The sequence below is a fragment of the Agromyces protaetiae genome (genome assembly GCF_004135405.1).
Classification (GTDB): domain Bacteria; phylum Actinomycetota; class Actinomycetes; order Actinomycetales; family Microbacteriaceae; genus Agromyces; species Agromyces protaetiae.
This window is the reverse complement of record NZ_CP035491.1, coordinates 975450-997083: the sequence shown is the minus strand read 5'-3', so window position 1 is coordinate 997083 and position 21634 is coordinate 975450. Positions and strand designations below refer to the sequence as shown.

The following is a 21634-nucleotide window of genomic DNA, read 5'->3' as shown; positions in this document are numbered from 1 at the left end:
CTCGCACCGCCATCGCCCTCGCCCTCGCCCTCGCCCTCGCTCCGCGAGGGGACGCTTCGGCACGGTCGCCGACTCCCGACACCGTGCCGAAGCGTCCACTCGCATGACCCCCTGGAGGCATCCAGCCCGGTTTGCTACTCTCGCACCCGCATGCGTGACCGGAACCGAACTCCCCCGCGGGGCCGCCACGGAGCGCCGAAGACCGGCGCACCGGTCGCTCCGCGACCCCGCAGGCGCGCAGCCCGAGGCATCCGGAAGTCCGCGGCGTTCCTTGCGACCGCCGCCGTCTTCGGACTCGTCGCAACCCTCGCGATCGCGCCGAAACCCGCACCGTCCGAGGCGCAGTCCGCCTTCCAGCCCGCCTTCGCGGCCGACGCCGTGCAACGCGTCCACGTCGGCGCCGATGTGCAGGCACCGACCGTCTCGCAGGAGTCCTACGTCGCCGCGACCGGGCCCGAGACCCTCATCCAGGGCGGCACGAACCACGACTGGGCAAAGCTCGTGCTCGTCGACGGCGACTTCCCCGTCACCGACGAGAACGTCACCGTCATCCTGCGCTGGATGCGCCAGGAGAACGGCCCGCCCAACTGGTGGAACCGCAACAACCCGCTCAACAACGGCAACGGATCGGGCGGCGGATCGGGCCTCGGCAGCTACGACACGTTGCAGACCGGCGCGTTCTACGCCGCCGACAGCCTGCGCAAATACTCCTTCTACGACGCCATCGAAGCCGCCCTCGAACGCGGCGACGACGCGAACGCGACCGCCCAGGCGATCTGGGCCTCGCCGTGGGCCGGCAGCCACTACGGCAACGGCACCCACTGGTCGACGGCGCCCGTGCCCGTCGTCGAGGCGCCCGCCGACGCCTGGGGGCGCTGAGCGCTACCGGTTCGGCGCCTGGGGCTGCGCCGGTGCCTGGGGCTGCGCCGTTGCATGCAGCACGTGCGCCATCCATCGCGTCGAGAGTGCGCCGATGAGCACGTCGAACCCGACCGTGATGGCGAAGCCCACGACGAACATGGCGTTCCCGACGGCGAGCTTGGCGTCCTCCGCGACCAAGAACTGCGCGGTCTGCAGCGGAAGTCCGACGAGCACCGCGACCGGAATGTGGATGAGGAGCCCGACGCCGAGTCCTGACCAGAGCACCGTGTGCGGCCGCGCGACCCTGTGCCGCGCGAGCACGGCTGCGCCGCCGAACGCGACGCCGACGAGGAGCCCGGCCCCGAGCAGGAAGACGATGCCGAGGATGACGAGCGCGATCCACGCATCGGGCGTGCCCAGAGACGCGACCGCCGCGATCGGCGTGAACGCCACGACCGCGAGTCCGACGGCCGCTGCCGGGAGCGGGAACGAACCCGCGATCACCGCGCCCTTTCGTTGAAGCAGCAAATCGGCGGTCGGCGCCGCCGACGCGAGCGACTGCGGAATCGGCGTCGGGAACCCCGAGGTCGCGAACCCCGGGGTCGGGGACACCGGCTGCTGTGGGACGACCGGCGACGGCACGACCTGCTGCGGAACCGCCTGCGCACCGCCGACCGCACGCCGCCGCCCGCCAAACGCACCCCAGACGAACGCCCCGAGCCCCGCGCTGACGAGCGTCACGATGACGGTGAAGACGATGATCGCGACGGGGTTTCCGCCGAACGGCAGCGCCGTGTCACCGTCGACCGCTGAGTTCGGGCGAGCGACGGCCCAGATCACTCCGAGTGCGAGCCCGTTGACGACGAGTTGCACCGGGAATCCGACCGCGCTGCCGAGCCAGGTGACGGCGTGCGGCGCGGGTTGCCCCACCCTGCGCAGTGCCCGCGGGCCGGTGATGAGGCCCGCGACGAGCAAGGCCGCGCCGAGCACCGTCGGAACGAGCAGGGCCCACAGGTTGTCGATGAACCACGGGCTGCCGCCGGCGACCCCGACGAGCCCGAGGAACGCGGCTCCGACGGGGCCGCCGAGCACGAGCCCCACGAGCACGAAGAACCCGATCACCCCCAGCACGACGAGTGCCGGCATCGTGCCGACCGTGATGCCGACGACGATGAGTGGCAGCACCCACGCGCCGACGAGTGCGTCGGCGCGTGAAAAGCCGGCGCCGCGCGCGCCGAGGACTGTGCCGGCGACGGCGCCATCAGGTGCGATGCGATGCGGGGCGGGCGAAGTCACGGGCGATCCTCTCGGGCGGTGCACCGAAGTATGCCCGATGCGGCGGTCGCCGCGCTCACGGTCTCCACATAGCTCGGCGGGGCGACCGAGTGTCCGGACTCTGCGGCATCGCCCGCACTGTTGCTGCGTGTCGTGGACACTCGCCACGGAAGCGCGCGTCACCCGCGCTCGAGCGGCCTCCACACGACGACGGAGTTCTCGCGGCGCACGCGTGTGCCCGCCTTGATCGTGACGATGTCGCCGGCGGAGCCGGCCGCGAAGACACGTCGGCCCGGGCGGGCGAGCATCTCGTCGGCGAGGGCCTCTTCGAGCTCGCGCACCCGCTTCTTGAGCGCAGAGACCTCGTCTTCGAGGCCCAATACGCGGCGGATGCCCTCGAGGCTCACGCCCTCGGCCGAGAGCTGCTGGATCTCGCGCAGCTGCACGACGTCGCGCATCGAGTAGCGGCGGCTGCGGCCCGCCGTGCGGGTCGGCGAGACGAGCCCCAGCCGGTCGTACTGGCGCAGGGTCTGCGGGTGCATGCCCGCGAGCTCGGCCGCGACCGAGATGACGAACATCGGGCTCCGCTCGTCGAGCTCCACGGCGCTACTCCGACGCTTTCGCGAGCAGGTCGGCGCGCGGGTCCTCGTCGGGCAGATCGGCGACGAACGCCTCGAGCTTCTTCTTCGCGTCGGCCGAGAGGTGCGACGGCACCGCGATCTGCACGATCGCGAGGAGGTCGCCCGTTCCGCTCTTCGTCTCGACGCCGCGGCCCTTGACGCGGAGCACGCGCCCGCTCGGCGTGCCGGGGGCGACCTTGAGCTTCACGGGCTTGCCGCCCAAAGTCGGCACCTCGATCGTCGCGCCGAGCGCCGCCTCGGCGAACGTCACGGGCACGTTGACCCGCAGGTTCAGGCCGTCGCGCTCGAACACGGGGTGCTTCCGCACCTTGACCGTGAGGATGAGGTCGCCCGCCTCGCCGCCGTCGGGCGAGAGCTGCCCCTTGCCGCGGAGCTTGATCTTCTGCCCGTCGGAGACGCCCGCAGGGATGCGCACGGTGATGGGCTTGCCGTCGGAGGTCTGCAGGGTGACCTGCTCGCCACGGGTCGCGGTGATGAAGTCGAGCGTCGTCGTGGCCGTGACATCCCGACCCGGCGTCGGCCCGCCGAACCCCCGGTATCCGCCCGTCGACTGCCCGAACCGGCCGCTGCCGAAGAGCCCGCCGAGGAGGTCGTCGTAGTCGCCGCCGCCTTGCTGGAACGTGAAGCGCTGCCCGCCGCCGCCCTGGCCGAACATGCCGCCGAAGACATCCTCGAAGCCGCCCGCCCCGGCTCCGCCGGGCGCCGTGAACCGCGCGCCGCCGCCCATCGCGCGCACGGCGTCGTACTCCTTGCGCTGGTCGGCGTCGGAGAGCACCGAGTTGGCCTCGCTGATCTCCTTGAACTTCGCCTCGGCGGCAGCGTCGCCCGGGTTCTGGTCGGGGTGGTACTGCCGCGCGAGCTTGCGGTACGCCTTCTTGATGTCGGCGTCGGATGCGTCTTTGGAGACGCCGAGGGTCTGGTAGAAGTCCTTGTCGAACCAGTCCTGACTGGCCAATCGGCACCTCCTTTCTGAAGTCTCGGTGGTGCGTTCGTTTCAGTGAAGCAGAAGGGCCGGCCCCGAGGCATCCACGATATTGCGGATGCCTCGGGCCGGCCTCATGGGGTCACGCGGGCGTCTTGACGACGACCTTCGCGGCGCGCAGCTGGGTCGAGCCGAGCGCGTAGCCCGTCTCGACGACGTCTGCGACGGTGTCGACCTCGACGTCGGGCGAGGGCTGCTGGAAGATCGCCTCGTGCCGGTTCGGGTCGAACGGCTCGCCGACCTCGCCGAACGAGGTGAGGCCGAGCTTCTCGGCCGCCGCACGCAGCTTCGCCGCGATCGTCGCGAACGCCGTGTCGCCCTCGAGGTCGCCGTGCTTCTCGGCCCGGTCGAGGTCGTCGAGCACGGGCAGGAGCACCGACACGGCCTGGCCGACCGCGCGCTCGCGCTCGAGCTCGCGGTTCGCCTCGGTCCGCTTGCGATAGTTGGCGTACTCGGCCGTCACGCGCTTGAGGTCGGCGAGGTGCTCGTCGGTCGGATCCGCCACCTCGGCCTGCGCGGCGTTCAGGATGTCGTCGACCGTGAGCTCGGTGTCGTCGAGGAGCTCGGCGTCGTCAGCGCCTTCGGCGCCGGATGCCCCGGGGTCGGCCGCCGCGGCGGCCTCGCCCGAGACATCCGCGAGGCCTTCGCCCTCGTCGGGGGTCAGGTCTTCTTCGGAAGCCATCGTTACTTCTTCTCGTCCTCGTCGTCGACGACCTCGGCGTCGACCACGTCCTCGTCGGACGAGTCGTCGGAGGCCGTGCCCGACGCGTTCGCGTCTTCACCCGCCGCGGCCTCGGAGGCCTGCGACGACGCGTAGATCGCCTCGCCGAGCTTGGTCTGCGACTGCGAGAGCTTCTCGAACGCCGACTTCACCGCGTCGTCGTCGTCGCCCGCGAGCGCCGTCTTGAGCGCGTCGACATCGCCCTGGACCTCGTTCTTCACGTCGGCCGGGAGCTTGTCGTCGTTGTCCTTGATGAGCTTCTCGACCGAGTAGGCGAGCTGCTCGGCGCCGTTGCGCTGCTCGGCCGCCTCGCGACGCTTCTTGTCTTCGGCGGCGTGCTCCTCGGCCTCGCGCACCATGCGGTCGATGTCGTCCTTCGGGAGGCTCGAGCCGCCCGAGATCGTCATCGACTGCTCCTTGCCCGTGCCCTTGTCCTTCGCGGACACGTGCACGATGCCGTTGGCGTCGATGTCGAACGTGACCTCGACCTGCGGGATGCCGCGGGGCGCCGGCGCGATGCCCGTGAGCTCGAACGTGCCGAGCGGCTTGTTGTCGCGCGTGAACTCGCGCTCGCCCTGGAAGACCTGGATCGCGACCGACGGCTGGTTGTCGTCGGCGGTCGTGAAGGTCTCGCTGCGCTTGGTCGGGATGGCCGTATTGCGCTCGATGAGCTTCGTCATGATGCCGCCCTTGGTCTCGATGCCGAGGCTCAGGGGGGTGACGTCGATGAGGAGGACGTCCTTGCGCTCGCCCTTCAGAACGCCCGCCTGGAGGGCCGCGCCCACGGCGACGACCTCGTCGGGGTTGACGCCCTTGTTGGGCTCCTTGCCGGTCTCCTTCTTGATGAGGTCGGCGACCGCGGGCATGCGGGTCGAACCGCCGACGAGCACGACGTGCGCGATGTCGGCGAGCTTGACGCCCGCCTCCTTGATGACGTCTTCGAAGGGCTTCTTCGTGCGGTCGAGGAGGTCGCTCGTCATGTTCTCGAACTGGGCGCGCGTGAGCGTCTCGTCGAGGTTGGCGGGGCCGTTCTCGGTGAGCGAGAGGTAGGGGAGCTGGATGCTCGTCGACATGCTCGACGAAAGCTCCTTCTTCGCCTGCTCGGCCGCCTCCTTGAGGCGCTGCTGGGCGATCTTGTCGTTCGAGACGTCGACGCCCGTCGACTCCTTGAAGCGCTTGACGAGCCACTCGACGATGCGCTGGTCCCAGTCGTCGCCGCCGAGGCGGTTGTCGCCGGCCGTTGCGCGCACCTGGATGGTCGAGAAGTCGTCGTCCTTGCCGACCTCGAGGAGGGAGACGTCGAACGTGCCGCCGCCGAGGTCGAAGACGAGGATGAGCTCGTCCTCCTTGCCCTTGTCGAGGCCGTACGCGAGCGCTGCCGCGGTGGGCTCGTTGATGATGCGCAGGACGTTGAGGCCCGCGATCTCGCCGGCCTCCTTCGTGGCCTGGCGCTCTGCGTCGTTGAAGTAGGCGGGAACCGTGATGACGGCGTCGGTCACCGTGTCGCCGAGGTACTGCTCGGCGTCGCGCTTGAGCTTCTGGAGGATGCGCGCCGAGACCTCTTGCGGCGTGTACTTCTTGCCGTCGATCTCGGCGGTCTTCCAGTCGGTGCCCATGTGGCGCTTGACCGACGCGATGGTGCGGTCGACGTTCGTCACGGCCTGGCGCTTGGCGGTCTCACCGACGAGCACCTCGCCGTCCTTCGTGAATGCGACGACCGACGGGGTCGTGCGGAAGCCCTCGGCGTTCGCGATGACGACGGGCTCGCCGCCCTCGAGGACGCTGACGACCGAGTTCGTGGTGCCCAGGTCGATTCCAACTGCACGTGACATGTGTGTGTTTCTCCTTCGATGTCAGAGAAGAGCCGGCCGGATGCCCCGGGGCGGCGTTTCTCGGACTGGTGGCCCGGCGATGCCCGCCCGCGGCCGAAAGTCGATTCGTCGAGACTTGAGCCTCAACGGCTCAAGTGTTCCGCAGGGCTCGAAACGTGTCAAGTCGATTTCTGGAAACTTGAGCGCACTTGACTCAACTCTCAGATGTTGCTCAGCATTCCCGGGCATCCACGTCGCCGCCCCTGGCGCCACGCGGACGACGCTGAGAAGGGTTCGCAATAGTCGCGTAGCCTGAAGCGGATGTCCCGAGCCACCGCCCCCACGACGAGCCCGCGCGTGCGCAGGCCCGACGTGCTGCTCGGCATCGGCATCGCAGCGGTGCTCGCGCTCGTCGCGATCAGGCTGCTCGCGCCGCCCGAGACCGGCGACCTGCTCTCGGACGCCGCGCAGGACTTCGTCACCCTCTCGGCGAGCGTGCTCATCGAGAGCCTGCCGTTCGTCTTCCTCGGCATCCTGCTGTCGATCGGCGTGCAGCTCTTCCTCCCGGCCGACTTCCTGACCCGCAGGCTTCCGCGCAACGGCTTCGCGCGCCGCGCGCTCATCTCCCTTCTCGGCGTGCTGCTGCCGGTGTGCGAGTGCGGCAACGTGCCGCTCGCTCGCGGCCTCATCCAGCGCGGCCTGACGGTCGGGGAGTCGATGACGTTCCTGCTCGCGGCGCCGATCCTGAACCCCATCACGATCATCACGACGTATCAGGCCTTCGGGTGGAGCGACGGCATCCTCGTCTCGCGCATCGCCGGCGGTTTCGTCATCGCGAACCTCGTCGGGTGGGTCTTCAGCCGTCACCCGCAGCCGATGTCGCTCCTCACTCCGAGCTTCCAGGCGGCGTGCGAGCGCGAGCATTCGGATGTCTCGGCCAAGCCCCGCCGGGCGGCGCGCATGTTCGCCGAGGAGACGAGCGCCATGCTCCCGGCCCTCTTCGTGGGGTCGGCGATCGCGGGGTTCATCCAGGTCGCGGTCTCGCGCGAACTTCTCATCGAACTCGGTCAGAACCCCGTCGCGAGCGTGTTCGCGCTCATGCTGCTCGCGTTCGTCGTCGCGATCTGCTCGAACGTCGACGCGTTCTTCGTGCTGTCGTTCGGATCGACGTTCATGCCGGGTGCGATCGTCGCGTTCCTCGTCTTCGGGCCGATGATCGACGTCAAGATGCTCGCGCTCCTGCGAACGACGTTCACCGCCCGCACGCTCGTCGCGCTCACCGCGATCGTCGCGCTCGCGACCGCCGCGCTCGGGTTGGGGGTCAACCTTGTGGCCTAATCTCGTCGCCCGATGGAAGGGCGTCGCGCTGACCCTCGTGGGCGTCGTCGCGACCGTGTGGCTCGCCCTCACCGGGCAGCTCGGGCTCTACATCCACCCGCGCTACTTCGAGTTCACGGCGATCATGGCGGTCATCGGTGGCGTCTTCGCGCTCGCGGCGCTCGCGCTCGCACCGCGCGGGATCGACGACGCGCATGGGCACGGCGACGGGCACGTCGAGCATGAGCACGATCACGACCACGAGACGGATGCCTCGTCCGAGACATCCATCGCTCGCCGCACGCTCGGCGCGATCGCCGCCCTCGTGATCGTGGCCGCCTCGATCGTCGCGCTCCTCGTCTTCCCGCCAGCGACGCTCACCGCGCAGACGGCCGTGCAGCGCGACGTCGACCGCACGAGCGCCGACCTCGCGGGCGATGCGCCGAGCCTCACGGGCGCCGATCCGTCGACCTTCACGATCAAGGACTGGGCGCTCCTCATCCGCCAGGTCGACGATCCCGCAGCGTTCGACGGGCAGACGGCGACGCTCACGGGCTTCGTCGCTCCCGCACCGGGCGACCCCGACGACACGTTTTACGTCGCACGCTTCAAGGTGACGTGCTGCGCGGTCGACGCGCAGCCGATCGGCGTGCCCGTGCACCTGCCGGGCTGGAAGGACCGCTTCGTCGCCGACGACTGGGTCGACGCGACGGGCGGTTTCGCGCGCGACCCGTCGGGCGGCGACGGACTCGTGCTCGTGCCCGACTCGGTCGAGCCGACCGACGAGCCGGAGCAGCCGTATGTCTACTGACCCCGACGGCTGGGACGACGGTGGGGGCTGGGGCGATCCGCGCGAGCCGGTCGACCGGCGCGAGCGCGACGTGCTCCGCGCTACGCGCCGAACGCGCGGATCGGGCACGATGAGTCCCGATACGCCGACCGGGCCGCCGACCGACGTCCGCCGCTTCCGCATCGGGCTCGTCGCGACGATCGGCGTGCTCGCCGCGGCATCCGCAGCCCTCGGCTTCGCGAGCCTCGCGCAGGGACCGAAGCTCGTCGATGCCGCCGTCGACGTGCAACGCGTGACGGCGGTCGCGGGATCGCGCGTCGTGCTCCAACTCAACCAGCGTGTCGACCGCGTCGACGGCGAGGTGCACATCAGCCCCGACGAACCGGCCTCGCTCACGGTCGACGGCGATCGCCTCGTCGTCGAGTTCGCCCGCCCGCTCGCCTACGACGAAGACGTGACCGTCACGGTGGACGGCGTCGTCGGCGTCGCCCAGCCGGCCCCCTCGACGATCTCGTACGCGTTCACGACGGCCGACGAACCGATCTACACCCTCGTGCGCCGCAGCCCGTCGGGCGAACCCGACGTCATCCAGCGCTCGACCACGACCGAGCCCGAACCGACCGAGGTGCTCGACGCGCCGCGCCTGCAGTCCTTCGCGCACGCGGGCGACGTCGTGGTCGCCGTCGCGGTCGAGGACGACGACACGAACTCACTCCGCGTCGCGGGCATCGGCGACGACGTGCAGACCGTCGGGCTGCCCGAACCCGGGGTGGTCCGTGACATCGGCGGCTCCACGACGCATCCGCTCATCGCCTTCACGTTCACGGGCCGAGCCGTGCCGGGCGCGAGCGAGCCGACCTATCGCAACGCGCTCTTCACGCTCGACGTCTCGGGGCAGAACGCGGCGCCCGAACCCGTGCTCGGCGCCGACGGTGCCCCGCTCGAGGTCTCGAGTTGGATCTTCGTGCCCGGCACGACCTCGCTCGTCGTGCGCGACGTCGACGGCGCGCTCTTCGTCGTCGACGCCCTCGGGCTCGCGCCGCCCGCGCCGCTCGGAGCACACAGCGAGCTCCGAGGCATCCTGCCCGGAACGACGACCCTCGTCGTCGCCGACCCCGACCGCGGCACCCTCATCGACCTCGCAACCGGCGAAGGCAGCGACAACGTGCTGCCCCGCGCCGAGCTGCCCGACGAGGCGTACCCGGGCAAAGTGCGCCAGCTCGACGCCGACGGCACGCACGTGCTCGAAGTGCTCCTCACGGTCGACGACGGTGCCGGCGGGGTCGCGGCGCGCTCGCTCCTTGCCCGCGTCGACGCCGCCGGAACCGCCGTGCGCTACGCGACCGGCGACGGCAGCCGACTGCTCGACTGGTGCGTCTCGCCCAACGGGCGCCTCATGTCGGTCGAGACCGCCGCGGTCGGTTCACTGGCCGACGGCTACCCGCACGACCCGTCGCTCGTCGACCGGCTCACGACCGTCGTCGACCTCGCCGACGGCCGCGTCGTGCGCGTGCAGAACGGCGGCTCGTCGGACTGGTGCGGGTGAGGCCTTGCGCCCGATCAACCGCTCGCTTATCGTTTGTCAATATTACTGAGAAACGATAAGAGGAGCTCGGATGTCGGCCACTGAAACCGTAGAGCGCACCGCAGAGCGCACGGGCGTCCGGCGCCGGGCACTCCGCATCCAGCTGGGCAAAGGGCTCATCGGCGTGATCGCCGCATTCGCGATCCTGTTCGACGCGTTGGGCATCTTCTCGATTCTCACCGGCCTCTTCTTCATCAACGCGCTCGCCGGCGACTTCGAATCGCACCAGGCGCTCTCGAGCCTGCCGCAACTCCTCCAGGCCGACCTCCGCGAGGGCGCGACCGCAGACCTCACCGACCTGGGGTTCGGCGTCCGAGTGCTGTGCGCGCTGCCCACGTTCGTGCATCTGCTGACCGTGCTGTCCGCGACGATCCTCGTCACCCGGGCCATCCGGGAGATCGCGTCGGGCGACCCATTCACCTCGCGCGGTATTCGCGCGTGGGCCGGGCTCGGCGTCGTGCTCATCGTCGGAGGAGTACTCCAGGGCGTGCTCGACACCGTCGCCGTCAGAGTGCTCAGCACGCTCGCCCGAGCGATGTCATTCGGCGACGACGCCGGCGGCTGGCCGCTCGGCGGCGACTACTCGGCGGTCGGCATCGATTTCCCCGACTGGCCATGGATCTTCCTCGCGCTCGGCGTGGTCGCAGGCACGATCGCCGTCGCGTTCCGCGAGGGGGCCCGCTTGAAGTCGGAGGCCGACGGTGTCGTCTGACCCGACCGCGGCCGGCGAGCAAGACCACGACCATGACCATCGCATCGTCGTCCACCTCGCGGAGGTGCTCGAGCGACGCGGGATGACACTCACCGAGCTCTCCGAACGGATCGGCGTGACGCTCGCGAACCTTTCGATCCTGAAGACGGGCAAGGCCCGCGCGGTACGGTTCACGACGTTGACGGCGATCTGCGAGGCGCTCGACACGACGCCCGGAGAACTCTTCAGCTACGTAGCGAGCGACGACGTAACGAGCGACGACCTCAGCGCCAGGTCAGATGCCCGAGTGCCACGACATTGACGCGATCCCCGAGAGCCGGACCTCTCGCTGACGCATGTCCACCCACCTGCCTATCAAGAGACCGCCGCCTCCACGAGCGCGAGCAGCGGGCTCGGCACACGGTCGACCGGCAGCACGTCGACGAGCTGCTCGGCGAAGCGCAGCTTGCGGCCGGCCGTCGTGCCCGCGAAGCGGCGGAGTTGCGCCTCGACGGGCCGCTCGCGCTGCGCGGGCTGGTTCTGGAACTTCCGGAACAGGTCGAGCTCGCCCGTCGCGAGGAGCACCTCCTCGACGAGATCGGCGCCGACCGCTCGAATCAATTCGTCCTCCAGGTCGAGCACGCACGCGAAGAAGCCGAGCCGTTCGAGGACCTCGACCTCCGAGACGTCGTGCACGGGGCGTGCGAACACCTCGGCGCCGGGGAACCCGGCCTCGAGGAGCATCCGCACCACTGTCGGCAACTCGCCGACGTCGAAGAGACCGAGCACGCGGGGCAGCGGCGAGCCGGCCGGACCGCCGCGCAACCCGGCGAGCGCGTGCCGCAGATTGGTCACGCCGTCCATCGACACGATCTCGACGCCTGCGGCGTGCAGCGGCCGCCCGAGCCGCACGTCGAGCGCCGCGAGCGCCCGCCGGTCGCTCACCCCTTCGACGAGGACGACCGTGCGCTCTGCGTCGGCAGGCGGCGGCATGCTCCGAACCTACCCGTAGACGCGGGGCCCCGCGCGGCGTAGCATCGCTGGAGCCTCGTGCGGCGTGAGCCCGAGGCATCCGGCATCGAGTGAAGGGAGCGAACGATGAACGCAGTCATTGTCGAGCGCTCAGCAGACACCCTTCACTTCGAGGCCGCACGCTAGACCCGCCCGCTCGGGCGCGCGGTGGCCTCCCCATCAGGAGACACCACACCGTGACATCCACACCCTTCGGCGTCGACGCGTTCGACGCCGCCTCCCTCATGTTCCAGACGCAGGAACCGACCGAGGGCCAACGCTGGTCGACGTGGCCGGCGACCATCCCCACCGAGCGCGGTCCGGAGCCGCGCCCCGACTGGGTCGTGACGAGCGCCGCCGCGATCGACACCGAACTCGGCGTCGTCAAGACCGGCAAAGAGGCCGACCTGCACCTCATCGAACGGGCCGTGCCCGGGACCGGCCCATCGGTCATCCTCGCCGCCAAACGCTACCGCGGCCCCGAGCAGAGCGACTTCCACCGCTCGGCGATCTACACCGAGGGCCGAGGCATCCGCCGCAGCCGTGACGTGCGCGCCGTCGAGAAGTCGACGACGTTCGGCCGTGCGGTCGCGCGCGTCGAGTGGGCGACCGCCGAGTTCGCGGCGCTCTCGCGGCTGTGGTCGCTCGGCGCGCCCGTGCCCTACCCCGTCCAGGTGCACGAGACCGAAGTGCTCATGGAGTTCATCGGCTCGGGTCGCGTCGCCGCGCCCCGGCTCGCGCAAGTGCGAGCGGATGCCTCGGAGCTCTACGACCTCTTCCGGCAGGTCGTCGAGTTCATGCGCCTGCTCGCCCGGGCAGGACTCACTCACGGCGACCTCTCGCCGTACAACCTGCTCGTGCACGAGGGGCGCGTCGTCGCGATCGACCTGCCGCAGGTCGTCGACCTCATCGCGAATCCGAGCGGGTTCGACCTCCTGCATCGCGATTGCGTCAACGTGTGCGCGTGGTTCACGCGGCAGCGGCTCGAGTGCGACGCCGAGGAGCTGTTCGGCGAGCTCGTGGGGGAGGTGGGGTTCTAACGGCGGATGTCCCGGGGCCGACGCCTCCGGCCGCCAGCAGCGATCACTGCGAACACGAGTCCCACCGCGACGAACGCGGTGCCGAGCATCGCGGGCACGGCCGGGTCGGCGCCCGTCGACGGGAGACAGCCGGGCCCGTCGGAGCACGGCGGCTCCGGCGGAGGGGCCGGCGCCGGGTTCACGGTGAGGAGCATGGGTTCACTCGCGACGTCGTCGAAGAACGCGCTCGATGCGACGAGCCGGAACCGGGTGCCCGATGCGGCGAGCGTGCCGTCGACGGTGAGGCTCTCGGCTGCGGCTCCGGGAAGGTCGGCCCACGTCGCACCGCCGTCGGTGCTCGACTGCCAACGGCTTCGCTGCCAGAATCCGTCGGCGGTCGCGCCGAACGTCGCCGTCTGCCCCTCCTCGACCGTGAGATCGCCGGTAGCCGTCACCACGGGCCGGGTGAAGACCAGCACCTGGTTGCTTCCGCCGCTCGTCGCGTAGAGGCGCTGCGCTGCACCGTCGCCCGAGGCGACCACTTCGACCGACTCGACGTTGTCGCCGATCTGGACGCGTTCGCCGACGGGCGGGACCGTCGCGTACGACAGGCCGATGATGCCGCCCGTGAGACAGGCGACGTACGCGCGCGAGCCGTCGGCCGTGCCATCGACCAGACGCGGTCCGCAATCGACGGGAACGATGTTGACCGTGCCGGACCCGTCGCCCGCGAACCCCGCGAGGGAGGTCGGGTCGCCCGAGTTGGCGCTCAGCACCCGGTCGACATCGGGCAGGTAGGCGATGCCCCACGGGAGGTCGCCGGTGACGGTGAACCCGCCGAGCGAGAGCGACCCGTCACCTGCGACGTCGACGGCCTGCACGCCTCCGGCGGGCGTCGGCGCGTACGAGGTGAAGTAGATGCTGGTGCCGTCGTCGCGGGCCGCGACCCCGCGCGAGCCGTTGGGCACGTCGATCGTGCGCGGCGGGGCGAGGGGGTCGGCCGTCGAGAACTGGTACTGCGGGTTGAACAGGGTCGCCGCGTAGACGTACTGACCGGCGGGGTCTTCGGCGAGATCGACGAACCCGCCGCCGCCCGTGATCACTTGCGGCGCCGGTGCACCGCCCGCGATGAGGTCGGCGGCCGAGTACACCCGCACCTCGCCCGGGTTGTAGAAGGACACCCACACTTGGGCGCCGTCGGGCGTCACCTCCACCGCAGTCGGGTTGAACGACGCCTCGGGGCCGAACGTGACGACATCCAGCTCGGCGAACGTGGTCGTGTCGTAGACGCGGAGATCGGCGTCGCCGCCATCGCCGCGCGAGATGACGAAGAGGTAGGCGCCGTCGGGACTGGCGTCGAGATCGATGGGGTATCGACCCGAGGGGATGGAGTCGTAGGTGAGGGCCGGGTCGGCTGCAGCGGGCTCGAGCGCGGCGAAGACGAGCGACGCCACCGCGAATCCCGCGACCACCAGGCCGCTGAGCAGGCGGAGCCGTCGCCTCGAACCGTCAGCCATCGACCCTCCCCGCGCACCGTTGATCACTCGATCGATCGTAGACGAGCTGCGCTCGGGTCTTCACCGGACGGTGACCCCCCGTTCATGTGACCCGTCGGGAGTTCCGCGCGCCGCCGCGCGCGAAGGAGTACAGTCTCCGCAGATCGCCGATGATCGACCGCCTGCCCGAGGCGGCGCGGACCGGCGGATGGCGCGGGCCCCGCGGCATCCGTCACCAGCCGTTCACCCGACCGAATGAGACTGACGACATGACCGCCGCTCCCCCTCCCCCCACCGCCGACAGCGGAGCCATCCGCATCATGGGCCTCGACCTGCAGGGCGACCGCAAGGTGCCCCGCAAGCAGGTCTTCTCGTGGGCGCTGTGGGACTGGGCGACGCAGCCGTTCAACTCGGTCATCCTGACCTTCGTCTTCACGGCGCTCTATCTCACGAGCGACAGCTTCCTCTCGCCGGCGGTCGCGGCTCTGCCCGAAGGCGATCCCGCGAAGGACGCCGGGCTCGCCGATCTCGCGAGCGGGCTCGGCTGGGCCGTCACGATCGCGGGCATCCTGATCGCGATCCTCGCGCCGGTGCTCGGACAGCGGGCGGATGTCACGGGGCGCCGCAAGCTGTGGCTGGGCGGCTCGACGCTCCTGCTCGTCCTCTCGATGTTCGGGCTCTTCTTCGTGCAGGCCGATCCCGCCTACTTCGTGCTCGGTGTCGGCCTCATCGCAGCGGGCAGCGTGTTCAGCGAGATCGCGGGCGTCAACTACAACGCCATGCTCGTGCAGGTGTCGACGCCGAAGACGGTCGGCAAGGTCTCGGGTCTCGGCTGGGGTCTCGGCTACATCGGCGGCATCGTCGCGCTCGTCCTCGTCGTCGTCGCGACGGCGTTCGACTGGTGGGGCATGCCGACCGACGACGGCCTCGCCTATCGCGTGATCGCCGTCGGCTGCGCCGTCTGGGCGATCGTGTTCGCGTGGCCGATCTTCGCGTTCGTGCCCGAGGCGCCGCCCGCCGCACACCGTGAGAAGGTGCCGTTCTTCAAGAGCTACGTCGTGCTCTTCCGCGACATCGTGGGCCTCTGGAAGAACTCGCGCCCGACGTTCTGGTTCCTCCTCGCGAGTGCGGTGTTCCGCGACGGCCTCGCGGGCGTGTTCACGTTCGGTGCGGTGCTCGCGGCGGTCGCGTTCCGCTTCACGTCGAACGAGGTGCTCATCTTCGGCATCGCGGCGAACCTCGTGGCGGGCCTGTCGACGATCCTCGCGGGGCTCTTCGACGACAGGTTCGGCGCCCGCGCGGTCATCATCACGGCGCTCACGGGCCTCGTGGTGGCGGCGCTCGCGGTCTTCTTCCTCCACGACTTCGGCAAGCCCGTGTTCTGGGTGTTCGGCCTCATCCTGTGCCTCTTCGTCGGGCCGGCGCAGGCGGCGTCGCGGTCGTTCCTCGCGCGCGTCACTCCGGCCGGCAAGGAGAGCGAGATCTTCGGCCTCTACGCGACGACGGGTCGTGCGGCGAGCTTCCTCTCGCCGCTCCTCTGGGCGGCGTTCATCGGCATCGCGGGCGCGACGTACTGGGGCATCCTCGGCATCGTCATCGTGCTCGCGGCCGGTCTCGTGCTCATGCTCTTCGTGAAGGTGCCGGCGGCGAACGAGCCTGCGAAGGCGACCTCGTCGGCCGCCGCCGAGTAGGGCCACAATGGGGGCATGAGCGCCCCCGTCCTCCTCGCGGTCTCCCACGGCACGTCGTCGCCCGACGGTCAGGCCGCCGTGCAGGCCCTCGTCGACGCGGCGGCGGCAGCGTTGCAGGGTGTCGTCGTGCAGCTCGGGCACGTCGACGTGCAAGAGCCGGATGTCGCGGCATCGCTCGCCGCGCTCCCCCACGGGTCGCGCGTGGTCGTCGTACCCCTGCTGCTCTCGGCGGGGTACCACGTGCACGTCGATCTGCGAAAGGCGACGGCCGACCATCCCGAGGTGCATCTCGCGCCCGCACTCGGCCCCGATGCGCGTCTCGCGCGCGTACTCGCGGGGCGTCTCGAAGATGCCGGGGCGGATGACTCCCCCCACGGCTCGGATGCGATCGTGCTCGCCGTGGCGGGCTCGTCCGACGACCGCGCGAACGACGACTGCCGTGCGCAGGCGAAGCTATTGGCCGACGAGTTGGGCGTCGACGTGACGATCGGGTTCCTCGCGGCGGCGGAGCCGCGGCTCGCGACGGCCGTGGCGGCGGCGCGTACCGGCGACGGCGGCGCGACTCGGGTCATCGTCTCGAGCTACCTCATGGCGCCGGGCTACTTCCACGACCTCGTGGAGCGCGCGGGTGCCGACGTCGTGACGCGTCCGCTGCTCGACGCGCAGCACGGCATGGCCGAGGCACCGGCCCCCGAGCTCGTCGATCTCGTCGTGCAGCGGTACCTCGACGCCCTCGACGGACCCGTCTCGTCATCTCTGTGACGCCATGCGTCATCCGCGTGTGACGCCGTGTGACCCGCCGTTTCGGCCCGCGTCGCGCGTCGTGACGAGCGCGCCTCGACTCCCCTAGGTTCGGTCGCGCGGCGGTCGGCGTCGCGTCCGGGGGCCCGCCTCCCGCGAACCACGAGGGAGGGTCGGGATGACACTCAGCGACACCGAGGCGCCCACGCCCGCCGAGCGGGCGCGCCCCGAGGCATCCGCTCACACCGCCGCGACCGCGGGGAACCGCGTGCGCCCCGCGCGCCCGTCCGCGAAACCCAATGGCCAATGGAAGGTCGACGGCACCGAACCTCTCAACGCCAACGAGGCGTGGAAGCAGGAGGACGGCGGCCTCGAAGTGCGCGAGCGCATCGAGAATATCTACGCCAAGGGCGGCTTCCAGAGCATCGACCCGACCGACCTGCACGGCCGCTTCCGCTGGTGGGGCCTCTACACGCAGCGCAAGCCCGGCATCGACGGCGGCAAGACCGCGACCCTCGAACCGCACGAGCTCGAAGACGAGTACTTCATGCTGCGCGTCCGCATCGACGGCGGCCAGCTGACGACCGAGCAATTGCGCGTCATCGGCGGCATCTCGCGCGAGTTCGCGCGCGACACGGCCGACCTCACCGACCGCCAGAACATCCAGCTGCACTGGGTGCGGGTCGAGGACATGCCCGAGATCTGGCGGCGCCTCGAGGGCGTCGGCCTCGGCACGACAGAGGCGTGCGGCGACGTGCCCCGAGTCATCCTCGGCTCGCCCGTCGCGGGCATCGCGGCCGACGAGCTCCTCGACCCGACGCCGCAGATCGACGAGATCCAGCAGCGCTACATCGGCGACCCCGAGTTCGCGAACCTGCCGCGCAAGTTCAAGAGCGCGATCACGGGCCACCCGAGCCAAGACGTCGTGCACGAGATCAACGACGTCGCGTTCGTCGCCGTCGAGCACCCCGAACTCGGCATCGGCTACGACCTCTGGGTCGGCGGCGGGCTCTCGACGGCCGCGCACCTCGCCGTGCGCACGGGCACATTCGTCGCACCCGAGCGCGTCGCCGAGGTGTGGGAGGGGGTCATCTCGATCTTCCGCGACTACGGCTACCGGCGCCTCCGCAACCGCGCGCGCCTCAAGTACCTCGTCGCCGACTGGGGCGCCGAGAAGTTCCGCGACATCCTCGAGACCGAGTACCTCGGCGACCGCCTGCCCGACGGGCCGCCTGCGCCGAAGCCGCTCACGCAGGGCGACCACGTCGGCGTCCACCGCCAGAAGGACGGTCGGGCGTACATCGGCGTCACGCCCATCGTCGGCCGCATCTCGGGCACGCTGTTGCTCCAACTCGCCGACCTGCTCGAACGCCGCGGGTCGCAACGCCTGCGCACGACGCCGCACCAGAAGCTCGTGCTGCTCGACCTGCCGGCCGACGAGGTCGAAGAGGTCGTCGCCGAGCTCGACGAGCTTGGGCTGCAGGCCCGGCCGTCGCTCATCCGCCGTGGCACGATCGCGTGCACGGGCATCGAGTTCTGCAAGCTCGCGATCGTCGAGACCAAGCAGACGGCGACGAAGGCCGTCATCGCCCTCGAAGAGCGGCTCGCGGGCATCGACCTGCCGCACCCGATCTCGCTGCACGTCAACGGTTGCCCCAACTCGTGCGCGCGCATCCAGACGGCCGACATCGGGCTCAAGGGCCAGCTGCTGCCCGACGGCGACGGCGGACAGACGCCCGGGTTCCAGGTCCACCTCGGCGGCGGCCTCGCCTCGAAGGACCGCGAAGAGGCGGGCACGGGCCGCACGGTGCGCGGGCTAAAGGTGACCGCGACAGGCCTCGCCGACTACGTCGAGCGGGTCGTGCTGCGCTACCTCGACGAGCGCGACACCGAGGCATCCGAGACGTTCGCCGAGTGGGCGCACCGCGCCGAAGAGGAGGCGCTGCAATGAGCGTCGCCCTCGCCCCGCGTGCGACCGCGAAGCGGTCGCACGACGAGCTACGCGCCCTCGCCGAGCGCGGCGCCGCCGAGCTCTCGAGCCTCGCCACGGGCGAAGCATCCGCCGAGGCCGTCGTCGCGTGGGTCGCGGCGAACTTCGAGACGGATGCCGCGGCCGTCGCCTGCTCGATGGCCGACGCCGTGCTCCCGCACGTGGTCGCGGCGGCGCTCCCCGGTGTCGACGTGCTCTTCCTCGACACGGGCTACCACTTCACCGAGACGCACGTGACACGCGACGAGGTCGCCCGCGCGCTCGACGTGCGCATCGTCGACGTACTGCCCGAGCAGACCGTCGCTCAGCAAGACGCCGAGTTCGGCGCCGAGCTGTTCTCGCGCGACCCGGGCCTCTGCTGCGCGCGCCGGAAGGTCGAGCCGCTGCAAGACGCGCTCGCGGGCTACGAGGTGTGGTTCACGGGCGTCCGCCGCGAAGAGGCGCCGACGCGAACCAACACTCCGCTCGTCGTGTGGGACGACCGCAACGGCCTCGTGAAGGTCAACCCGCTCGCGGCGTGGTCGTTCGAAGACCTGCTCGACTACGCGGGCGAGCACCGTGTGCCCGTGAACCTCCTCATGTCGCACGGGTACCCGTCGATCGGGTGCGAGCCGTGCACGAAGCCCGTCGGCGAGGGCGAAGACCCGCGATCGGGCCGCTGGGCCGGACTCGCGAAGACCGAATGCGGGCTGCACCTGTGAGCGGGGAACGCACCGCCGCGCTCGCCCAGTGCGGCGCGCTCGACGCCCTCGACGTGCTCGAGGCCGAATCGATCCACATCATCCGCGAGGTCGTCGCCGAGTTCGAGCGCCCCGTGCTGCTCTTCTCGGGCGGCAAGGACTCGGTCGTCGTGCTCCACCTCGCGGCGAAGGCGTTCTGGCCCGGCAAGGTGCCCTTCCCCGTGCTGCACGTCGACACGGGCCACAACTTCCCCGAGGTGCTCGCCTTCCGCGACGACACCGTCGCACGCCTGGGCCTCCGTCTCGAGGTCGCCTCGGTGCAGGACTACCTCGACGACGGCCGGCTCCAGGAGCGCCCCGACGGCACCCGCAACCCCCTGCAGACCCTCCCGCTCCTCGACGCGATCGCCGCGGGCCGCCACGACGCCGTCTTCGGCGGTGCCCGCCGCGACGAAGACAAAGCACGCGCGAAGGAGCGCATCATCTCGCTCCGCGACGAGTTCGGCCAGTGGGACCCGCGCAACCAGCGACCCGAGCTCTGGAGCCTCTACAACGGCCGCCACACGCCCGGCCAGCACGTGCGCGCCTTCCCCATCTCGAACTGGACCGAGCTCGACGTGTGGCGCTACATCGAGCGCGAGGGCATCGAGCTTCCCCCGCTCTACTACGCGCACGAGCGCGAGGTGTTCCGCCGCGACGGCATGTGGCGCGCGGTCGGCGAGGTGTCGCAACCGCTTCAGTCGGAGACCGTCGAGCGCCGCGTCGTGCGGTACCGCACGGTCGGCGACATGAGCTGCACGGGCGCCGTCGAGTCCGAGGCATCCGATGTCACCGCCGTCGTCGCCGAGGTCGCCCGCACGACCGTCACCGAACGCGGCGCGACGCGCGCCGACGACCGGCTGAGCGAAGCAGCGATGGAAGACCGCAAGAAGGACGGGTACTTCTGATGACGGATGTCTCCACGAGCGCGCCGCGCGTCGCGACGGGTGTCGGCGGCTCGACCCTCTTCCGGTTCGCGACCGCAGGCTCGGTCGACGACGGCAAGTCGACCCTCGTCGGGCGGCTCCTGCACGACTCGAAGGCGATCCTCGCCGACCAGCTCGAACAGGTCGCCCGCACGTCGAGCGAGCGCGGCTTCGGGCAGGGCACCGGGTTCGACTTCGCCCTCTTGACTGACGGCCTCCGCGCGGAGCGCGAGCAGGGCATCACGATCGATGTGGCCTACCGGTACTTCTCGACGGGCGTGCGCAGCTTCATCCTCGCCGACTGCCCCGGCCACGTGCAGTACACGCGCAACATGGTCACAGGGGCGACCACGGCCGACGCCGTCGTCGTGCTCATCGACGGCCGCAAGGGCGTTCTCGAGCAGACCCGCCGCCATCTCGCGGTCGTCGCGCTCCTGCGCGTGCCGCACGTCATCGTCGCGGTCAACAAGATCGACCTGCTCGGCTACGACGAGCAGGTGTTCGCGGATGTCTCGGGGCAAGTGCGCGAGGTCGCCGCGGGCCTCGGCCTCGTCGACGTGCACGTGCTGCCGGTGTCGGCGCTCGAAGGCGACAACGTCGTCGACCGCTCGCCGAACACCCCCTGGTACGACGGGCCCGCGCTCCTCGAACTGCTCGAAGCGCTGCCCGCGCACGACGAGCTCGAGACCGAGTTCGACGCGTTCCGGCTGCCCGTGCAGCTCGTCATCCGTCCGCAGGGCGGGCTCACGCCCGAGCTTTCGGCCGACCCCGAGGCATCCGAGTCGTTCCGCGACTACCGCGCCTTCGCGGGCCGCGTCGCGAGCGGACGTGTGCGCGTCGGCGACCGGGTCGCCGTGTTCCCGTCGGGCATCGAGACGACCGTCGCTGGGATCGACGTGGCTGGGACATCCGTCGATGAGGCGAGCGCACCGCAATCGATCTCGCTACGCCTCGCCGACGAGGTCGACGCCGCTCGCGGCGCCGTCATCGGCGGCGCCGGCACCCTCCCGGCCGGCCGCCGCGAGATCGACGCCGAACTCTTCCAGCTCGACGGGCGCCCGCTCACCGCCGGCGCACGCGTGCTCGTCAAGCACGGCACGCACACCGTGCAGGCGATCGTCGCGTCGATCGACTCGCGCCGCGACCTCGACACCCTCGCCGACGAGCCCGCGACCCTGCTCGAGACGAACGACATCGGCCGGGCCACCCTGAAACTCGCGGCAGACCTGCCGCTCGAACCGTACGAGGCGAACCGGCACGCCGGCTCGTTCCTCGTCATCCATCCCGCCGACGGCGCCACGCTGGCGGCCGGGATCACCCCCGGCTGAGACATCCGTCGACGCCCGGGCGCACCACCGCTCCACCCT

Annotated in this window: 20 protein-coding genes; 13 read left to right on the top strand and 7 right to left on the bottom strand. The window is 70.7% G+C overall.

Going from position 1 to position 21634, the window contains the following annotated elements; genetic code table 11:
• Positions 1-150: 150 nt before the first annotated feature.
• Positions 151-879 (top strand): hypothetical protein, encoded by a 729-nt coding sequence (locus ET445_RS04620; RefSeq protein WP_129189259.1) that lies wholly within the window; start codon positions 151-153, stop codon positions 877-879.
• A gap of 3 nt (positions 880-882) precedes the next feature.
• Here ET445_RS04620 and ET445_RS04615 read toward each other — a convergent pair whose 3' ends face one another.
• The 5 genes from ET445_RS04615 to dnaK all read right to left on the bottom strand — a co-directional run bounded on the left by ET445_RS04615 (position 883) and on the right by dnaK (position 6312).
• Positions 883-2157 (bottom strand): hypothetical protein, encoded by a 1275-nt coding sequence (locus ET445_RS04615; protein WP_129189257.1) that lies wholly within the window; start codon positions 2155-2157, stop codon positions 883-885.
• 158 nt (positions 2158-2315) lie between these two features.
• Positions 2316-2714, bottom strand: coding sequence for a heat shock protein transcriptional repressor HspR (locus tag ET445_RS04610; protein WP_129192408.1), 399 nt, complete (start codon positions 2712-2714; stop codon positions 2316-2318).
• A gap of 28 nt (positions 2715-2742) precedes the next feature.
• Complete coding sequence (locus ET445_RS04605; protein WP_129189255.1) at positions 2743-3732, bottom strand: DnaJ C-terminal domain-containing protein; 990 nt, start codon at positions 3730-3732, stop codon at positions 2743-2745.
• A gap of 109 nt (positions 3733-3841) precedes the next feature.
• Entirely contained in the window at positions 3842-4441 is a 600-nt protein-coding gene (locus tag ET445_RS04600; RefSeq protein ID WP_129189253.1) for a nucleotide exchange factor GrpE, read from the bottom strand.
• 2 nt (positions 4442-4443) lie between these two features.
• Positions 4444-6312: a molecular chaperone DnaK gene (dnaK, locus tag ET445_RS04595; RefSeq protein WP_129189251.1), complete on the bottom strand. Its 1869-nt coding sequence runs from the start codon at positions 6310-6312 to the stop codon at positions 4444-4446.
• A gap of 300 nt (positions 6313-6612) precedes the next feature.
• On the opposite strand from dnaK, the gene ET445_RS04590 reads away from it, so the two are divergent.
• The 5 genes from ET445_RS04590 (at position 6613) to ET445_RS04570 (ending at position 10996) form a co-directional block, all read left to right on the top strand.
• Positions 6613-7629 carry a permease gene (locus ET445_RS04590; RefSeq protein ID WP_129189248.1) on the top strand — a complete coding sequence of 339 codons (1017 nt, stop codon included), beginning with the start codon at positions 6613-6615 and terminating at the stop codon, positions 7627-7629.
• Positions 7619-8419: a TIGR03943 family putative permease subunit gene (locus tag ET445_RS04585; protein WP_243695326.1), complete on the top strand. Its 801-nt coding sequence runs from the start codon at positions 7619-7621 to the stop codon at positions 8417-8419. Before ET445_RS04590 ends, ET445_RS04585 begins: the two co-directional genes overlap by 11 nt.
• The gene (locus tag ET445_RS04580) at positions 8409-9944 is read left to right on the top strand and encodes a hypothetical protein (protein WP_129189246.1); all 1536 of its coding nucleotides are present in this window, start codon (positions 8409-8411) and stop codon (positions 9942-9944) included. The genes ET445_RS04585 and ET445_RS04580 overlap by 11 nt, the downstream gene beginning before the upstream one ends.
• 70 nt (positions 9945-10014) lie before the next feature.
• Entirely contained in the window at positions 10015-10695 is a 681-nt protein-coding gene (locus tag ET445_RS04575) for a hypothetical protein (RefSeq protein WP_129189244.1), read from the top strand.
• On the top strand, positions 10685-10996 hold the full coding sequence (locus ET445_RS04570; RefSeq protein WP_341769738.1) for a helix-turn-helix domain-containing protein: 312 nt from the start codon (positions 10685-10687) through the stop codon (positions 10994-10996). The genes ET445_RS04575 and ET445_RS04570 overlap by 11 nt, the downstream gene beginning before the upstream one ends.
• A 53-nt stretch (positions 10997-11049) precedes the next feature.
• Here ET445_RS04570 and ET445_RS04565 read toward each other — a convergent pair whose 3' ends face one another.
• A complete protein-coding gene (locus tag ET445_RS04565) occupies positions 11050-11667 on the bottom strand; it encodes a TOPRIM nucleotidyl transferase/hydrolase domain-containing protein (protein ID WP_129189242.1) in 618 nt (205 codons plus the stop codon).
• Positions 11668-11882: 215 nt separating this feature from the next.
• On the opposite strand from ET445_RS04565, the gene ET445_RS04560 reads away from it, so the two are divergent.
• Positions 11883-12725: a serine protein kinase RIO gene (locus ET445_RS04560; RefSeq protein WP_243695325.1), complete on the top strand. Its 843-nt coding sequence runs from the start codon at positions 11883-11885 to the stop codon at positions 12723-12725.
• On the opposite strand, the gene ET445_RS04555 is transcribed toward ET445_RS04560, so the two are convergent.
• Complete coding sequence (locus tag ET445_RS04555) at positions 12722-14221, bottom strand: YncE family protein (protein ID WP_129189240.1); 1500 nt, start codon at positions 14219-14221, stop codon at positions 12722-12724. The two genes, ET445_RS04560 and ET445_RS04555, sit on opposite strands and share 4 nt — an antisense overlap.
• Positions 14222-14469: 248 nt before the next feature.
• Here ET445_RS04555 and ET445_RS04550 point away from each other — a divergent pair, with 248 nt between their 5' ends.
• From ET445_RS04550 to ET445_RS04525, 6 genes are all read left to right on the top strand, one after another.
• Positions 14470-15891, top strand: a complete 1422-nt coding sequence (locus ET445_RS04550; protein ID WP_129189238.1) for an MFS transporter — start codon at positions 14470-14472, stop codon at positions 15889-15891.
• A 15-nt stretch (positions 15892-15906) separates the two neighbouring features.
• Entirely contained in the window at positions 15907-16653 is a 747-nt protein-coding gene (locus ET445_RS04545; RefSeq protein ID WP_129189236.1) for a sirohydrochlorin chelatase, read from the top strand.
• A 157-nt stretch (positions 16654-16810) separates the two neighbouring features.
• The gene (locus tag ET445_RS04540; RefSeq protein ID WP_129189234.1) at positions 16811-18583 is read left to right on the top strand and encodes a nitrite/sulfite reductase; all 1773 of its coding nucleotides are present in this window, start codon (positions 16811-16813) and stop codon (positions 18581-18583) included.
• On the top strand, positions 18580-19323 hold the full coding sequence (locus ET445_RS04535; RefSeq protein ID WP_129189232.1) for a phosphoadenylyl-sulfate reductase: 744 nt from the start codon (positions 18580-18582) through the stop codon (positions 19321-19323). Before ET445_RS04540 ends, ET445_RS04535 begins: the two co-directional genes overlap by 4 nt.
• Entirely contained in the window at positions 19305-20249 is a 945-nt protein-coding gene (cysD, locus tag ET445_RS04530) for a sulfate adenylyltransferase subunit CysD (protein WP_129189230.1), read from the top strand. Before ET445_RS04535 ends, cysD begins: the two co-directional genes overlap by 19 nt.
• On the top strand, positions 20249-21595 hold the full coding sequence (locus tag ET445_RS04525) for a sulfate adenylyltransferase subunit 1 (RefSeq protein WP_129189228.1): 1347 nt from the start codon (positions 20249-20251) through the stop codon (positions 21593-21595). Before cysD ends, ET445_RS04525 begins: the two co-directional genes overlap by 1 nt.
• Positions 21596-21634 lie beyond the last annotated feature (39 nt).

Excerpts from the sequence above, each read along its gene's own strand:
- ET445_RS04620 (WP_129189259.1), top strand. The coding sequence starts at position 151 with ATGCGTGACCGGAACCGAACTCCCCCGCGGGGCCGCCACGGAGCGCCG.
- ET445_RS04610 (WP_129192408.1), bottom strand. The coding sequence starts at position 2,714 with ATGTTCGTCATCTCGGTCGCGGCCGAGCTCGCGGGCATGCACCCGCAG.
- ET445_RS04600 (WP_129189253.1), bottom strand. The coding sequence starts at position 4,441 with ATGGCTTCCGAAGAAGACCTGACCCCCGACGAGGGCGAAGGCCTCGCG.
- dnaK (WP_129189251.1), bottom strand. The coding sequence starts at position 6,312 with ATGTCACGTGCAGTTGGAATCGACCTGGGCACCACGAACTCGGTCGTC.
- ET445_RS04590 (WP_129189248.1), top strand. The coding sequence starts at position 6,613 with ATGTCCCGAGCCACCGCCCCCACGACGAGCCCGCGCGTGCGCAGGCCC.
- ET445_RS04580 (WP_129189246.1), top strand. The coding sequence starts at position 8,409 with ATGTCTACTGACCCCGACGGCTGGGACGACGGTGGGGGCTGGGGCGAT.
- ET445_RS04575 (WP_129189244.1), top strand. The coding sequence starts at position 10,015 with ATGTCGGCCACTGAAACCGTAGAGCGCACCGCAGAGCGCACGGGCGTC.
- ET445_RS04565 (WP_129189242.1), bottom strand. The coding sequence starts at position 11,667 with ATGCCGCCGCCTGCCGACGCAGAGCGCACGGTCGTCCTCGTCGAAGGG.
- ET445_RS04555 (WP_129189240.1), bottom strand. The coding sequence starts at position 14,221 with ATGGCTGACGGTTCGAGGCGACGGCTCCGCCTGCTCAGCGGCCTGGTG.
- ET445_RS04550 (WP_129189238.1), top strand. The coding sequence starts at position 14,470 with ATGACCGCCGCTCCCCCTCCCCCCACCGCCGACAGCGGAGCCATCCGC.
- ET445_RS04545 (WP_129189236.1), top strand. The coding sequence starts at position 15,907 with ATGAGCGCCCCCGTCCTCCTCGCGGTCTCCCACGGCACGTCGTCGCCC.
- ET445_RS04540 (WP_129189234.1), top strand. The coding sequence starts at position 16,811 with ATGACACTCAGCGACACCGAGGCGCCCACGCCCGCCGAGCGGGCGCGC.
- ET445_RS04535 (WP_129189232.1), top strand. The coding sequence starts at position 18,580 with ATGAGCGTCGCCCTCGCCCCGCGTGCGACCGCGAAGCGGTCGCACGAC.
- cysD (WP_129189230.1), top strand. The coding sequence starts at position 19,305 with ATGCGGGCTGCACCTGTGAGCGGGGAACGCACCGCCGCGCTCGCCCAG.
- ET445_RS04525 (WP_129189228.1), top strand. The coding sequence starts at position 20,249 with ATGACGGATGTCTCCACGAGCGCGCCGCGCGTCGCGACGGGTGTCGGC.